Origin of the sequence: Bradyrhizobium sp. Leaf396, assembly GCF_001424605.1 — a bacterium.
GTDB classification, from domain to species: Bacteria; Pseudomonadota; Alphaproteobacteria; order Rhizobiales; family Xanthobacteraceae; genus Bradyrhizobium; species Bradyrhizobium japonicum_C.
The window spans coordinates 13,658-29,746 of the sequence record NZ_LMQJ01000010.1 but is presented as its reverse complement, the minus strand read 5'-3'; the positions used below and the strand labels follow the sequence as shown (position 1 = coordinate 29,746).

The following is a 16,089-nucleotide window of genomic DNA, read 5'->3' as shown; positions in this document are numbered from 1 at the left end:
ATTTCTTCCTGGCCTGATCGGTGAACGGCCTCATGAAGGATCTTTCCTAATGACCTGGAGTGTGTGAAGGGCGATCATGCGCTCTTCATCGGTGGGTATGACGAGGATTGCTACGGGGCTGTCGGGCGTCGATATCCGCAGAGCGCTGTCGCGATTGGTCGCCTCGTCGATCCGAAGGCCAGCCCAAGCGAGCCGGCCGCAGATCCGGTGGCGCACATCGGCGTGGTTCTCGCCGATGCCGGCGGTGAACACGAAGGCGTCGAGTCCGCTGAGCGAGGCGATGAGGCCGCCCGCCTCACGCGCTGCCCTCCAGCAGAAAAGTTCGATCGCTTCCTCGGCCTCGGGGCCGCCACTAGCCGATAATGTGCGCATGTCACTGGAGATTCCAGACACGCCCAGCAGCCCCGACTTCCGGTAGAGGAGATCCTCGATATCCGCCGGAGACATTCCGAGCTGCGTCTGCAAATGAAGCACAACGCCGGGATCGATGGCGCCACAGCGTGTTCCCATCATCAGTCCGTCGAGCGCGGTGAAGCCCATGGTGGAGTCGATGCTTTTGCCGGCGTGCATGGCGCACAGGCTGGCGCCATTGCCGAGATGCGCCGCGATCACCCGGCCGGCAGCAAGCACGGGATCGATCTCACTCAGACGCCGGGCGATATACTCGTAGGACAGACCATGGAATCCGTACCGCCGGACGCCCTGCTCATGGAAAGCGCGCGGGAGGGGCAAGCGCGCGGCGACCGCCGGCTTGTCGTGGTGGAACGCTGTATCGAAGCACGCCACCTGCAGCAATTTCGGCCGGAGCTGTGCGATCGCCCGGATGGCGGCGAGATTGTGCGGCTGGTGCAGCGGCGCGAGCGGGTTGAGCTTTTCCAGTGCATCAAGGACTGCGTCGTCGACGAGACGCGGTGCGGCGAACTCGGTCCCGCCGTGCACGACACGGTGGCCAATCGCGATCACCTCGCGGTCGCCCAGATGTTCCGCCGCCCAGGCGGAGATGTCCTTGAGCAGTTCGGCGTGGGTCAGCGATGCGCCGTCCGGCCAGACACGCTCCAGCAGGATATCGCCGTCGGCCGAGCGAACCCGGAGGCTGGGCGCGATGCCGATTCGCTCGACCTTGCCGCCGGCCGACAGCGCGGGGTTGTTGGCTCCGTCGAGCGTGAACAGTGCAAACTTGATGCTCGATGAGCCGGAATTGAGACTGATGATGGCTTTCATGCGCTGGCCGGCAATCCTGGGGCCGCCTTGGTCGCCGTGCGCGCCATCAGCACGGCGACCGCGCAGGAGGCCAGACGCGTACGCAGGCTGTCGGCGCGGCTGGTGAGGATGATGGGGACCCGCGCCCCCAGCACAATGCCGGCAGCATCCGCATCGCCGAGAAAGGTCAGCTGCTTCGCGAGCATGTTCCCAGCCTCGAGATTAGGCACGACAAGAATGTCGGCCCGGCCGGCGACGGGAGAGACGATACCCTTCTCCTTTGCGGCTGCCGCGCTGATCGCGTTGTCGAAGGCGAGCGGGCCATCGAGAATGCCACCGGTGATCTGCCCGCGATCCGCCATCTTGCAGAGCGCGGCTGCGTCCAGGGTCGACTCCATCGCTGGATTGATGGTCTCGACGGCGGAGAGAATGGCCACTTTCGGCTCCTCCACGCCGAGCACATGGGCAAGGTCGATGGCGTTTCGAATGATGTCGGCCTTTTCCTCCAGCGTCGGAGCGATGTTGATCGCGGCGTCGGTGATGATAAGCGATACCGGATGGTCCGGCACGTCCATCACATAGGCATGACTGATCCTGCGTTCGGTGCGAAGACCGGTGGCGGTAGCGATCACCGCGCCCATCAGCTCATCGGTATGAAGCGATCCCTTCATCAGCAGCCGTGCTTCGCCGGCGCGCACCAGCGCGACCGCCTTCTCCGCCGCGTCGTGGCTGTGGGCTGCCAGCACGATGCGCAGCGCAGCGATGTCTTTGCCGGCCTCTTCCGCAGCCTTCCTGATCTTCGCGTCAGGCCCGACCAGGATCGGCGTGATCAGGCCGGCCTCCGCCGCCTCCACCGCAGCCGTGATGGCCGCGGCGCTGCACGGGTGCGCGACGGCGGTCACCACCGCTTCGCCCCCCGTCGTCTTCTCCATCAGAAGGCGATAGCCACGATGCTCGGCCAGATGGACATCCGGCAGCACGATGCGGGGACGACGCACCTTGTCCTTCGGCGCCCTCACCTCCGCGCGCCCGGAGATCACTTCGTCGCCGTTCTGGTTGACGCAGCGGCAGTCCAACACGATGACGCTTTGCTCGGCCCGTTTCTCGGCCACGGTCACGCTCGCGGTGATCGCGTCTCCCAAGCCCACCGGCCGGATGAAGCGCAGCGACTGGCTGAGATAGACAGCGCCAGCCCCCGGCAGTTCGGTGCCGAGCACCGCGGATATCAGGCCGCCGCCCCACATGCCATGGGCGATCACGCGGCGGAATATGTCAGTCGCCGCGAAGTCGGCGTCGAGATGGGCCGGATTGACATCGCCGGAGACGAGCGCGAACAGCTTGATATCCTCCTCGCGGAGCGTCCGGGTCATGCTGGCTGTGTCGCCGACCCGGATTTCATCGAATGTCCGGTTCTCGATCATCCCATCATCGGCCATCGCTCAACGCTCCAGCACATAGAGGCCGGGCGCGTCGGCGATGATCGGATGGTTCTTGTCGGGCGCGCCCATCGGCGGCGGCGCTACGGCGGCGCCGGAATGACGCTTGAGCCAGTCGCCCCAGGCCGGCCACCAGCTTCCTTCGAAGCGTTGCGCCCTGACGAGCCATTCATCGGGATCGAGCGCCGGCCCGTCCGCTTCGCGGCGAAGCAGGCGGTAGGAACGCCGCGGCCGGCCCGGCTCCGACACGATGCCGGCGTTGTGGCCGCCGCTGGTCAACACGAACTCGATTTCGCCACAGGTCAGGCGATGGATCTTGTGGACCGATCGCCAGGGCGCGACGTGATCGCGTTCCGTGCCAACGACGAACATCGGCTTGCGCATCGCGGAGAGGCTTATCACGCGCCCGTCGACCTTGTAGCGGCCCTCAGCCAGATCGTCCTCGAGGAACAGTTGCCGCAGATACTGGCTGTGCATCGCATAGGGCATCCGCGTGCCGTCGGCGTTCCAGGCCATCAGGTCGGTCATCGGCTCCCGCTCGCCCATCAGATAGGTGGTGAGCACGCGCGACCAGACGAGATCGTTGGAGCGCAGGATCTGGAACGCGCCGCCCATCTGGTTGCTGTCCAGATAGCCCCGGCTCCACATCATGCTTTCCAGGAGGTTCAATTGTCCCTGATCGATGAACAGGCCCAACTCGCCGGGTTCACAGAATTCGGTCTGGGCGGCGAGCAGGGTCACGCTGGCGAGCCGATCGTCACCATCGCGCGCCATCGCCGCGGCGGCGATCGATAGCAGCGTCCCACCCAGGCAATAGCCCACCGAATGGATGGACGCGGTACCGGTGATCGCGCCGATGGCGTCGAGCGCGGCCATCGGCCCGAGCCGGCGATAGTCCTCCATGTCGAGGTCGCGGTCGGCGCTGCCCGGATTGCGCCACGAGATCATGAAGACCGTGAAACCCTGTGCGGTTAGCCAGTTGACCAGCGAGTTCGCGGGCGAAAGGTCGAGGATGTAGTATTTCATGATCCAGGCCGGGACGATCAGCACCGGCTCAGGCCGGACCGTATCGGTCGTCGGCCCATACTGGATCAGTTCCATCAGACGGTTGCGGTAGACGACTTTGCCCTTGGCCGTTGCGACGGTTTCTCCGACCCGAAATGCTTCCGTTCCAATCGGCGGCTGATCGCGGACCAGCCGCCCCATGTCCTCCATGAAGTTACGCATCCCGTCGATCAAGCATTGCCCGCCTGTCTCCAGGATGCGCCGCTGGAGGACCGGATTGGTGGCGAGAAAGTTTGTGGGCGCCGCCATGTCCAGCCATTGCCGCACGGTGAACGCCACCATGTCCTCATGATGTTTGGTAACGCCCGCGACACCGGTCGTCGCCGCGTGCCAGAATTGCTGGTTCAGCAAGAAGGCTTGCGAGATGAGATTGAACGGCGGTGCGGTCCAGGCCGCGTCGGCAAAGCGGCGGTCTTGCGGCAGCGGCTCGATCGCACGCTCGGCGTCCTTCTTCGTCGCGCTCCGCGCGGCGTAGTCGGCCAAACGGAGGCATTTGCGCATTGCTTTCGCGCCGAGCTGCAACTGCTTGCCCGGCGAAGCGGCGAGATGCAGGCCCCAGTCGGAGAAAGCCTGCGCCAATGTCGCGGGAGAAAGCCCGAAGGTCGTTTGCGCGAGGACCGCTGCCGCCGCCCGATCCAGCATCTCTGACAATCCGTCCAACGGATCGGGCCGCGTCTGTGGGTTGATCTCCGGCATTCGTGTTCTTCCTTACAATTCTACAAGCTGAGCCAGAGAATATAGAGATCGACGCAAATCGGGGGCAGCGGCAACCGAGAGCAGCGTGCCTCGACCTTGGCATTAGCGCAGAGACAAAAGACGATTTGTCATAATACCATCTAGAATCTGTCCTACGAATCATTCTGGTTCGTGCACCTTCCGAATGCGGTTAGCCTGCCGCTCGAGGACAACACAACAAGAGCACGATAAGCGGGTTGGCTTGATCTCGCTCAATGTCGACTGGTCCATTTTGGATTAACAGAGTAATAGACGCTGGTTTGACATGTGTCTCAGAAGAGGAGGCTGCCAATGACTTATCCGTTGGAGCAGATGATCGGCATTTCGCATGCCAACACACAGTTGGTGCGGAAGCTTGCTGATATAGGCTACTCTAATTGGGAAGAGCACGTCCGGATGGGCGGCCGGTTCACGAGCGCGTTTGCCGATCAATTTAAGGGCCTGACACCCGGCACAATACCAACGCTAAAGAGCGAGACGGTTTCGGGCCTCTTTGATGATTTTGTACAAAAACGCACGGCGGCCTTTGCCGACACGAAGGCGGCCTGGGATGAGTGGCGATCTTGCTGCGCCGAGGTCATGTCAAAACCCACCGGCGTCGAAAGATCCGGTTGACAAGATGCCGCAGTAGTTCGTCCTAAACTCAGCACCGGCAAATCGGACAAGATTCGCCGTTCGCGATTGGCACATCGCCCGTCAATCGTATAGCGGTTTTGACACTCGTTTGCGACCGAGTTCTCCGGGCGCTCGATCTCGGCCGGCAGACCGTCACTCTCTTTTATCCATTGCGGTATTCCCGCTTCTCCAGGCGAATTACGGAACGCGCGTCGCATCAGTAATGATCCATCGACGCTTGCAGTCCAGAATGAAAGCCGGGAAGACTTGCTAGGATTACCAATGACACGCGCTGACCCTCTTGCCGCCGTTCACCGCGACGTTCAAACCTCGGCGCAGGCCGTGCGCGATGACGACCTTGTCCCAAAGGGTGCTTTCGGCAGATCGTTGTGACGCCGGCAAGGGCGAGATTCTCCACGTCGTCCGCTACGCAAGGTCGGTCGTCGCGAAATGATTCGGATCGAGCGCCGGCTTCGTACCAGACTCGCGCCGGACGGCCGGTCGCACATAGGCGCCACCGCGTGAGTGATCGCTCATCGTGGTCGACCGCAATGGCCAATGCCGTGCAGTGTTGGCGACCGATACCGCCGCGCCGGTGGCGGCGCTGGTAAAGGAGTTGATCATCCACAATGCAGAACCCGAAGCGGACGCGCTCAATCGCCTTGCGCTTTGGGACCTGCGATATGCGTCGATCACCGCAGCAGATCCGCACGTGGGCATTGTCATCGATGGATCGGGCACGACGCATCTGCACTGCGGCGAAGACGCGGTGCTTGCTGAGATCATGCAACGGCTGAACCAAAAATGGCAGCCTCCATTTTGGTATTTTGAGCTCCCTCGTTATCGACCTGTCCGCTTCTCTTTATGCAAAAAGGTTTGCGAAGATCAGGGCTACAGCCGAAGCTGCCGCGACTGGCGGAACCCAGCGAGCAACGGCAAAAGCGCGTTCGCCAGTAGGTCGAGTGTTCTGAATGCGCCAAAGCGCCAGATCGACGAGCACGAAAATGCCAAGCGTCAGCGTGTTGGCAAAGCCGACTAGCTGTTTGAACGGGATCAACACAGATGCAGCCAGCACGATGGCGCCGGCCAGCGCGGTGGCCACGATCGGCGTGCGGGTTCGCGGATTGACCTGCTCAAGAAACGCAGGAAGCTGGCGCCGACGCGCCATACCATAGAATAGGCGGGCCAGCATCATAATCTCGACCAGGACGCCGTTGGCTATGGCGAGCGACCCAACCGCTGCAAAAAGCGATGCGTGCGATCCCTGGAACAGGCCGATCAATGGACTTTCACCACCGCGATCTGCGAGGACAAGTGCTGCAGACACAGCGATATAGAGCAGCGTACTGACGACAATCGCACCGACGATCGCATATGGAATCGTGCGGCGCGGTTCTTTGGCCTCTTCGGCCATGTTGACCAGGCTTTCGAATCCGATGAAGGCAAAGAACGCGATGAAAGAGCCCCCGACGACACCCTGCCATCCGGCAACGCTGGATGGCAGCATACCTTCGACATTCAAGTCGGGCGCGGTCAGAAATCCCACCCACGTGGCTACGGCGATGCCCAGAATTTCGAGCACGCCGATCGCAGCGGACAGGCTGGCGCTTTCCCGCACACCGAGCATCGCGAGCATCGTGAAGCCTACCACCAGCAGCGTGGTCAACGCCGTGGCAGACAACCCGATGAGCTTGGAAAGATAGGAAACGGAGCCGCTTGCGATTGAGGCCGCTGCAATTGCAATCGCGACCGTCAACGCCAGCGCCGTCAACTGCGCCAGTCGGTTGGAGCCGAAGCCGTGCATGACGTAGGCTGCCGCGCCCGACGCCTCGGGGAACCGGCTTGCGAGTTCCGCGTAGCAAAGGCCGGTTAGTCCGGCAACTATTCCTGCAAGCAAAAAAGAGAGTGGCGTCGCATCGCCAGCCCGGTCGATAACCGACGCAATTGCGACATAGATTCCAGCCCCGACGATAACCGCGAGTCCATAGAAGAGCAACGTTAAAAGCGTAAGCGAGCGTCTCAGGGAAAGATGCGTGCCCGCTGGCCCAATCGCTGACGAATTCATTGTCAATCCACACTGTGAGCGACCATCTCTACGGCGGCCTGACATTGCCGCCGCACGCACGTGCGGAGCACGTGTGTTGATTACCGCCGCTCTTGCTTTAAGACGCAGGCTCTCCCGGGTGGCGCCATAGTCTGATCTCTGCAACCGTTACGCATCCGTGGAAGCATGGGCCGGATACAAGAATTAGATAAGCTACATGCGTGGTGCTGCCGCCGCCCTAATAGACCTCAATGGGACATAAACCAGGATATCTCTGCATTCTTGAGCATACTTGCGGTCACCCCGCCAAGAACGCGCTCAGTCAATGGGCCACGGCTATAGGCGCCTGTAACGATGAGTTGTGCGCCTTCGTGCTGCGCTTCCTTAAGCAGACTCAAACACACGTCCCCCGTCGTGTCCGATATATGCCAAGGACGCGCCTTGACCGCATGCAGTTGCAGATGCGCCGTAACCGCCTCGAGCCGTTCTGCTGCAAGCTCATCACCAACTCCGATGACTGCGACACTGTCCGCGCGCTTAAGTATGGGTAGGGCGTCATGGACAGCGCGGCAGGCGTGTGGTGAGTCTTTCCACGCCACCACAACGTTTGAGAAGCCAGGGTTTCGCGGCGCTCGTCCCAAGCGAAGAACCGGAGCCCCGGAGCCAAGGGCGACGTGAGCCGGGTTCGCCAATACACAAGCTTCTTCCTCAGCCGAATCGGTGATCAGCAGGTCTGCGGTCAAGAGGCGCGCTTGCATCGCAAGGGTCGGCTCGCCTATCCCGGATTGCCAGCCCGTTTCCTCATTCTTTGCAAACACCTCATCAAACACGCTTCGGCTCGCTTTAAGCGCACGTTCCATCAGTATGGTCTGCTCTTGATCTCGGAATGTATTATGAACCAAAACATCTCCGATCGAGGTTCGCGGCCAAGCATAAGATGCTGCTGACAACTTGGCGCTAAACATCTTAGTCATGTCACGGGCAAATTCTAACGTTCGATGCAGGTCGGCCCGCGGACTAGCATCAACGACTATGTCACGATAATTAGTCATATTCAGCACTCCTTCAGTGTCGGCTCCAGTCTACGCCCGTAGCCGCTCAGATTGGTCATGGCTTCCAAGCGTAGCTGCAAAAGCCCGAGCCGACGATAGCCTTTATTTCATCGTCGATATCGCAGCCTTGCCGGTGCGACGTTCGTGATCACGTGACATTCCTCTCTGACTGAATCAACAGACGATAATTTTTTTGCTATCCTGGACGTTAGATGCATTGATCTGCGTCAAGTCTGCTTAGCCGATCGGCGCCAATAGCTCGTACCTTTCGGTAGTCGATTTCGTATCACGCATCTGCTCAGATCTTGAGTATCAGCCCGGTGTTCGGATTTGCTCGACAGGACTGGGCCGTCGCGGCCGATACAAAAATTAGAGAAGCTACATGCGTGGTGCTGCCGCCTTTCTCGGAAAACAACACTCTCTCAGATTTAAGAAGGGGTTCATGGCGAAAAGCAGCGTGGCGGAGTTGGAGGCCCGTCGTCGCCGCTGCGCAGTGCGGTTCTATGCAAGAGCGATTGCCGGAGTCCCGCTGCGTGCCGTCTCCAGCGAACGCGGCCAGCCTCACTTCGCCAACCGGACGACACGGTTGTAGAGCGTCTTCTTCGGCCCGGAGACATCCGCGCAATCCGCTCAGCGCGCGCCACAGCGCAAGGCGTGTACGATTCCGCTCAACACCTGTCGCATCAACATGCTTCATCCCAAGGACATCTGTCGGCAACAACAGCTCGACCCGAGCCCATTTCGGATCCGAAAGCCAGAACAATCAGAGGTCCCATTGCCTCCCAAATCAGAGGCAATGAATCACGATCAACACCACTGGGAATTCCGGCTCTCGGATATGCAGGGCTCGGGCCCGCGGACTTTTCTGGTCGCGGGGCGCATAGCGGCTGGCGACAGCGTTGGCGATTGGCCGAAGGGAGCGTCATTCGCATCCTGTCGGAAGCATCCTTGCCGGTGGTATGTGACGGCGCCGTCATGCAGGAAGACGTGGCGCGCCGACGCAGAACGGCGCTATCATCCTCTCGCGTGGGTATGGTCGAACTCGACGCGCACAAGCATGCCCGCGCTCGCTTCCGCTACCAGTACGCCCGGCAGCGCACGTAGACGATCGGCGACCACCAACCTCCGACTTGAGCCGCGCGATGCAGGCGTCATCGGCGTCCGGCACACCAGGCAGCAGGATCGGTATGTCCAGACGAAGTTTTCAGTCCCTGCGCGTCCTTGTGGAACTCCAGAAGTTGCCCCAACTCAAGGCCGCATCATCAATGGCAGCGGTCCGTGATCTCTGCACCACAATTCGCGCTTGGAGAATGCTCCTCGACACTGCGCGATGTTCCTGGCATCGAGCGGAACCGCTATAGCTCACGACGGCATGCCAAAGTAGTTGGCAGATGTTACAATGTTCCTGATCGACGTCCGATACTCTGTCGTGTAATGGTAGCTTTGAAACTGATGAAGTGCTTATTTTGCGAAATCGAGGCACAATTTTCGAGACGTGCTGCCCGCGCATTCGACGTGCGTTTGTTGTCGTATTCTTGATCGCAGCTTACCTTTTGTCAGGTCCCCTGCATACGTTTTATGATGACGATGTGGTCAATTCGCCTGGCTCTGGCTTCGTGACAGTGGGTTCTTTTGATGAGGACTCCGGGCAGTCCGGCAAGACCGTTATCGTCAGTCGGCATTGTCATGGCTGCTTCTCTGCATCGATCCCGAATCCCCTTTTAGCAGCCTCCATGTTCACCCGGCCGATGCCAGCGAATTGGCCGTATTGGACAATCCTTACGTCGGGGCTGTTCCGGGGCGTCGACCTACCGCCGCCAAAATCTCTATCCTGAATTGACCGGCCGGCGCACTTGCGCCCAAATTCCGTCATTCGTCAGGTAGGTTCTCATGTTCTTGAAGATCGGCATGCGCCTTGCATGCGCGATTGCGTTGCTCGCGAGCCCCGCGCTGGTGAGTCTGTCGCATTCGCAACCGCTCACGTTGCGGACCGCGCTTTCCCGAGCGCTTTTGGCAAGTCCTCGTCTGACGGCCGCTGAACGCGATGTTGGCATAGCAACTGGCCAGCGCATCCAAGCGGGCGTGCTGATTAATCCTGAAGTGTCATACGAGCAGGACAATTCTTTTGGATCAGGGCCTTACCGTGGGACGAAATCCGCCGAGAGCACCTTGCAGATCAGTCAGCTTTTCGAGCTGTTCGGTAAGCGCGCAGCACGGATTGCTGCGGGCCGGGCGGGCGTCGAAAATGCTGCGATCCAAAGACAGGCTGTCCGGCTGGAGGTGCTCTCAGAGACTGCCATCGCTTTCCTAACCATCCTTGGACTGCAGCATCGGATCGCGATCCTCGACGAACAGGTGGTAGCACTCAATCGGCTGACCCCCCTTTTGCAACGTCGGCTTGATGCAGGGGCCTCATCGCCGGCCGAGACTGGGCGCGCCGAAGTCGCGGCAGCCCTTGTGAAGGTCGAGCGCGAGCGGGCTGCCGCATTGCTCGACAGTGCGCGGCGCGAGTTGGCTGTGCTGATGGGCGATACCTTCCCGAAATTCAGGGCTGTATCGGGCCGGCTGGAGGCGACGGGGCGGCCGCCCAGTTTCCAGACAGTCGTCAAAGCCATCGACGCCAATCCGCAGTTGGTCCGGTGGACGGCCGTTTACGCGCAGCGCAATGCGGAACTCCTCATAGCTCGGCTGAAACCCTATCCGGATGTGCGAGTAGCCGCCGGATGGCGCCACTATAACGATACGAACGATAACGCCGTCCGCCTTACCCTTTCCGTGCCGATCCCGCTCTTCGACCAGAACCAAGGCAATATTCTTTCCGCACAAGAGAACCTCGCGAAGGCGCGAGCCGAGCGGGAAGCCAACCGCAACACGCTGATCACCATTGCCGGGCGCGCTTACGACTCCCTTCAGGGCTCGCTGCGCGAGCTGTCAATTTTGCGCTCGATCGCAATTCCAAAGTCGCGTCAAGCATCAGACGTAATTTTGGACGGATATGGCCAAGGCCGCTTTTCGCTTCTGGAGGTGCTTGATGCACAGGCGAGCTTCACGCAGGCGAAGTTGCGAGAGCAGGAAGCATTGCAGAACTTCCACGTCGCGATCGCAACCATCGAGGGATTGGTTGGCAACCCATTCTCACTCTCACGGGGGAGCGCACCATGAGGAAACTCGGCATTTTCGCGGTAGTTGCCGGCCTCGTCGCAGTGGCCGCCGTCGGCTATCGCATGATGGCGACAGACGGTCCGCGGCCTCCGGCCGGCCAAGCGGAAAAGAAGGGAGAAGCAAACGACACACAAGTCGAAAAGGACGAACATGCCGCTGATAGAGTCATCATGAGCGATGAACGGGTCGCCGCCGCAAAAATTGTGCTCTTGAAAGTGCAGCCTGCGACGTTGAGCAATACGCTGCTGCTTAACGGCGTCATTCGCGCCAATCAGGAGACGCTGGTGCAGGTGACGCCCCGGTTTCCTGGCGTCGTTCGCAAGCTTCAAAAACGAATCGGCGATCAAGCGCGAAAGGACGACCTGATGGCGACAATCGAAAGCAATCAGAGTCTGACGTCCTACGAGCTCAAAGCGCCGATCGACGGAACAGTCATCGATCGACAGGTTTCGCTTGGCGAATACGCATCAGAACAGAAGCCTGCGTTCATATTGGCGGATTTGTCTGCGGTATGGGTTGACCTGTCCGTTTACGTACAGGATCTCAATCGGGTGCGCGTAGGAGACGAACTGACTATCGACCTCGGCGACGGAGGCGCTCCGGTCAGTTCACGTATTTCCTATGTATCCCCCGTAGGAAGCAGCGATACTCAAAGTGCGATCGCTCGTGCTGTCGTTGCCAATCCCGATGGACGTTTGCGGCCAGGACTCTTCGTTCGTGGAAGCGTCATTCTCAGCAGCCGGCGAGTGTCGGCTGCCATCAAAGCCAATGCCCTGCAGACAATGGAAAACAAGACCGTTGTTTTCGTTCGAGAGGGCAACAAGTTGGAGGCTCGCCCGGTCGAGGTGGGAGAGCAAGACAGAGACTATGTTGAGATCACCAAGGGGCTGTCCGTCGGAGAAGTCTATGCCGCCGAAAACAGCTTTGTGGTGAAGGCAGAGATTGGCAAATCCGAGGCTGAACATGAATGAAGAACCGAATGTGCTCATCACCGCTTTCATCAAGCCGAACATGGAAGGTCATGTCGTGAAAGCCCTGCATGATCTGCCGGAATTTCCCGGGTTCACGATCGATCGCATTCGAGGACAGGGCCGCGGACGCGGTGCCGGCGGTCAATTCCATGCGACCGAATACAACTTCTCCTATCAGGAGCACCTGCAAATGCAGATTGTCTGCCGAGAGGCGATTTCCGGCGAGATTTGCAGCCGGATTGCGCGAGCTGCATGGACTGGCAGCAAGGGCGACGGCATCATCTTTACGCAGGTCGTCAAGAATTTCTTGCGCATCCGGACAGATGGAAAGCAAGGAGGAGCACCGGAATGATCGATGCAATCCTCAGCTTCTCCATCAAGCAACGATGGCTGGTCCTGATCGCGGTGATTGGGGTCGCGGCGTTTGGCGGCTGGAATTTCACCAGACTACCCATCGATGCCGTGCCTGACATCACGAACGTCCAAGTTCAGATCAATACTCAGGCGCCCGGCTATTCGCCACTGGAAACAGAGCAGCGCATCACCTATCCGATCGAAACAGCGATGGGTGGTCTACCCAAGCTCGACTATACCCGTTCGCTGTCGCGGTATGGACTGAGCCAAGTCACGGTCATCTTCAAGGACGGCACCGACATCTACTTCGCCAGGCAATTGGTCAATGAACGCATCCAACAGGTTAAGGACCAACTTCCCGCGGGCGTTGAAATGGCGATGGGACCGATTTCGACCGGTCTTGGCGAGATTTATATGTACACGGTGGAGGCTCGGCCGGGAGCAAAACGTACGGATGGCGAGCAATACAGCCCGAGTGATTTGAGAACGATCCAGGATTGGATCATCAAGCCGCAACTTCGGCTGACGCCGGGTGTTGTCGAGGTCAATACAATCGGCGGATTTGAAAAGCAGTTTCACGTGCTTCCAGATCCTGCCCGACTGATGGCCTACAAGCTCAGCTTCCGAGACATCATGACGGCGCTCGCCAACAACAACAACAACGTTGGCGCCGGCTATATCGAACGCAATGGCGAACAATACCTCGTTCGAACGCCTGCTCAGGTGGCAAACCTCGGTCAGATTCGCAACATCATCATCGGAGCTCGTAGTGGCAATCCGATACGCGTGCGCGACGTCGCCGAGGTCCGAGAAGGAACAGACCTACGAACCGGTGCCGCCACCATCAATGGCAAAGAGACGGTCGTCGGTACCACAATGCTATTAATCGGGGAGAACAGCCGAACCGTTGCGCAGAGCGTTTCGAAGAAGCTCAGCGAGATAGGCAAGTCCTTACCGGAAGGGGTGGTTACCAAAACCGTCTACGACCGCACGCGGCTTGTTGATGCAACGATCGAAACCGTTCAGCGCAACCTGATGGAGGGTGCGCTGCTTGTCATCATCATATTGTTTCTCCTATTGGGAAATATCAAAGCTGCGATCGTCACGGCCTGCGTTATTCCGCTGGCGATGTTGTTCACCATCACAGGGATGGTAGAGAACAAAGTCAGCGCCAACCTGATGAGTCTTGGCGCAATTGACTTCGGTATTATTATTGATGGCGCTGTGATCATCGTCGAGAACTGCCTGCGCGTTCTTGCGGAGGAGCAACACAGACATGGGCGATTGCTGACGGCGGGCGAGCGTTTTGAGACGATCCTCAGCGCATCGCGCGAGGTCATCAAGCCAAGCTTATTCGGCACCATGATCATTGCCGTGGTGTATCTTCCTGTCCTCACGCTGACCGGTGTGGAGGGAAAGATGTTCACGCCAATGGCGCTCACCGTGCTGATGGCGCTCCTTGGTGCAGCCCTTTTCTCCATGACGTTCGTTCCGGCGGCGGTGGCTTTGCTCGTCACCGGCAAAGTCTCGGAAAAAGAGAATATTCTTATGCGGGGGGCGAAGCGCGTTTACGTTCCTCTCCTTACGCTGTCCATTCGCTTTCGCAAGAGTGTCGCGGTTGGAGCCGTCGCTATCATTGCGGTCAGTGCGTTCGCCACAACGCGGATGGGCGGAGAGTTCATTCCAAGCTTGGATGAAGGCGACGTGGCGCTCGCAGCCATCCGGATTCCTGGCACGAGTCTTACGCAATCGATCGAGATGCAAAGGACTCTTGAAGACCGGATCAAGCAGGTTGCAGAAGTGAAAGACTTTTTCGCACGTACTGGCACTGCTGAAGTTGCGACCGATCCGATGCCACCGTCCATCTCGGATGGCTATGTCATGTTGAAACCGCGTGAGGAATGGCCTGATCCAAAAAAATCCAAGGCGACCGTGGTCGAAGAGATCCAGAAGGCCGCTGAGGAGATTGCCGGCAGCCAATACGAAATTTTGCAGCCAATTCAGCTTCGCTTCAATGAGTTGCTTTCGGGTGTACGCAGCGACATCGGCATAAAGATATTCGGGGATGATCTCGATACCCTTTTAAAGCTCGCACGGGATGTTCAGTCGGCGATCGAGCCGATGAGAGGGATTGCGGATCTCAAGACCGAGCAAGTTTCGGGCCTTCCCGTGTTGACTGTAACACTCGATTACGAAGCGCTGTCTCGGTACGGTCTCAGCGCGAATGATGTCCAAAGCCTGGTTGAGATCGCTGTCGGCGGCAAGGCAGTCGGGAAGGTGTACGAGGGAGACCGAAGGTTCGACATCGTTGTCCGCCTGCCAGAACAAATGCGCGGAGACATCAATACGATTCGAACACTTCCTATACCTCTGCCGCCGCTCGATGATACGCAGACAGCGACGAGGACCTCGTGGACCGCCTCACCACTCGCGCGAATGCGATATATTCCCTTGTCATCCGTCGCGAAAGTCGAAGCTGCCCCGGGCCCCAATCAGATCAGTCGCGAAAATGGTAAGCGTCGGATTGTTGTGACCGCCAACGTTCGCGAAAGGGATTTGGGATCGTTCGTCGAGGACGCGCAACGCCTGGTCAATGAGAAGGTCAAACTGCCCCCCGGATATTGGATAACGTGGGGGGGACAGTTTGAGCAACTGGTTTCCGCCACCCAGCGACTGACCATCGTTGTTCCGGTCGCCTTGCTGTTGGTCTTCCTGCTGTTGTTGATGAGTCTCGGTTCGGTCGCCGATGCCCTGCTGGTCTTCAGCGGAGTGCCTTTAGCCCTGACCGGCGGGATAGCAGCCCTACTACTGCGGGGCATTCCCCTCTCGATCAGCGCCGGTGTTGGTTTCATCGCACTGTCCGGTGTTGCGGTGCTCAATGGACTCGTCATTATCGCCTTCATCGAACGTTTGCGCGAGGAGGGCAAGCCTGTCCTAGACGCGGTGCGCGAAGGTGCCGTGACGCGGCTGCGCCCAGTGCTCATGACGGCGCTTGTCGCATCTCTCGGATTCGTGCCGATGGCGATCGCAACGGGGGCGGGAGCTGAAGTTCAGCGTCCCCTTGCAACGGTCGTTATCGGTGGAATCATCTCCTCGACAATACTGACGCTTCTTGTTCTACCAGCGCTTTATGTACTCTTTCGGAAAGATTCTTTGCCGACTTCTCATGGTGAGAGCGCTGATGATGTCGGCCAGGCGAGCCCCGGCATGAGGTGATCGGAATGATTTTGGAACGGGGAGATCGTGCCGATGACGTTGATCGCAGGTTTTTGGCCGGAACCGGCGGTAAAGCGCTGATAGTAAACTCGCTCGCTGGGGAAATGCTTGAGGAGCCCTTTATTCGCGGTGCGCTGTGCTCGAGGTTCGGCTTGACATGAATAACATGGATATCAGCTGAGCCTCGAAAAGGCGGCTGAATAAGAAAGGCCGAGGACCGGTCAGGGCTATCAGCGACG

Annotated in this window: 10 protein-coding genes; 5 read left to right on the top strand and 5 right to left on the bottom strand. The window is 59.3% G+C overall.

Translation table 11 applies throughout. The annotated features are described in order from the left end of the window. Nucleotides 1–30: 30 nt before the first annotated feature. Genes ASG57_RS11575 through ASG57_RS11565 form a run of 3 tightly spaced genes read right to left on the bottom strand, consistent with a single transcriptional unit; the run spans nucleotide 31 to nucleotide 4,397 of the window. Nucleotides 31–1,221 (bottom strand): acetate/propionate family kinase, encoded by a 1,191-nt coding sequence (locus tag ASG57_RS11575; RefSeq protein ID WP_057196282.1) that lies wholly within the window; start codon nucleotides 1,219–1,221, stop codon nucleotides 31–33. Beyond that, nucleotides 1,218–2,636 (bottom strand): bifunctional enoyl-CoA hydratase/phosphate acetyltransferase, encoded by a 1,419-nt coding sequence (locus ASG57_RS11570; RefSeq protein WP_057196281.1) that lies wholly within the window; start codon nucleotides 2,634–2,636, stop codon nucleotides 1,218–1,220. The genes ASG57_RS11575 and ASG57_RS11570 overlap by 4 nt, the downstream gene beginning before the upstream one ends. A 3-nt stretch (nucleotides 2,637–2,639) precedes the next feature. Then, nucleotides 2,640–4,397: a PHA/PHB synthase family protein gene (locus ASG57_RS11565; protein ID WP_200948551.1), complete on the bottom strand. Its 1,758-nt coding sequence runs from the start codon at nucleotides 4,395–4,397 to the stop codon at nucleotides 2,640–2,642. Nucleotides 4,398–4,727: 330 nt separating this feature from the next. On the opposite strand from ASG57_RS11565, the gene ASG57_RS11560 reads away from it, so the two are divergent. Further along, nucleotides 4,728–5,051 carry a hypothetical protein gene (locus ASG57_RS11560; RefSeq protein ID WP_057196280.1) on the top strand — a complete coding sequence of 108 codons (324 nt, stop codon included), beginning with the start codon at nucleotides 4,728–4,730 and terminating at the stop codon, nucleotides 5,049–5,051. Between the two features lie 862 nt (nucleotides 5,052–5,913). Here the strand turns inward: ASG57_RS11560 and ASG57_RS11550 are convergent. After that, on the bottom strand, nucleotides 5,914–7,116 hold the full coding sequence (locus ASG57_RS11550) for an APC family permease (RefSeq protein WP_162250050.1): 1,203 nt from the start codon (nucleotides 7,114–7,116) through the stop codon (nucleotides 5,914–5,916). Between the two features lie 227 nt (nucleotides 7,117–7,343). Continuing rightward, the gene (locus ASG57_RS11545) at nucleotides 7,344–8,147 is read right to left on the bottom strand and encodes a universal stress protein (RefSeq protein ID WP_057196277.1); all 804 of its coding nucleotides are present in this window, start codon (nucleotides 8,145–8,147) and stop codon (nucleotides 7,344–7,346) included. Nucleotides 8,148–10,037: 1,890 nt separating this feature from the next. On the opposite strand from ASG57_RS11545, the gene ihpA reads away from it, so the two are divergent. From ihpA to ASG57_RS11520, 4 genes are read left to right on the top strand one after another with little or no spacing between them, the layout of a single operon-like run. Further along, the gene (gene ihpA / locus ASG57_RS11535) at nucleotides 10,038–11,309 is read left to right on the top strand and encodes a divalent metal ion exporter subunit IhpA (protein WP_057196275.1); all 1,272 of its coding nucleotides are present in this window, start codon (nucleotides 10,038–10,040) and stop codon (nucleotides 11,307–11,309) included. Then, on the top strand, nucleotides 11,306–12,280 hold the full coding sequence (gene ihpB, locus ASG57_RS11530) for a divalent metal ion exporter adaptor subunit IhpB (RefSeq protein WP_057196274.1): 975 nt from the start codon (nucleotides 11,306–11,308) through the stop codon (nucleotides 12,278–12,280). The genes ihpA and ihpB overlap by 4 nt, the downstream gene beginning before the upstream one ends. Further along, nucleotides 12,273–12,632 carry a P-II family nitrogen regulator gene (locus tag ASG57_RS11525; protein WP_057196273.1) on the top strand — a complete coding sequence of 120 codons (360 nt, stop codon included), beginning with the start codon at nucleotides 12,273–12,275 and terminating at the stop codon, nucleotides 12,630–12,632. The genes ihpB and ASG57_RS11525 overlap by 8 nt, the downstream gene beginning before the upstream one ends. Further along, a complete protein-coding gene (locus ASG57_RS11520) occupies nucleotides 12,629–15,850 on the top strand; it encodes an efflux RND transporter permease subunit (RefSeq protein ID WP_057196272.1) in 3,222 nt (1,073 codons plus the stop codon). The genes ASG57_RS11525 and ASG57_RS11520 overlap by 4 nt, the downstream gene beginning before the upstream one ends. The last annotated feature ends 239 nt before the right edge of the window (nucleotides 15,851–16,089 follow it).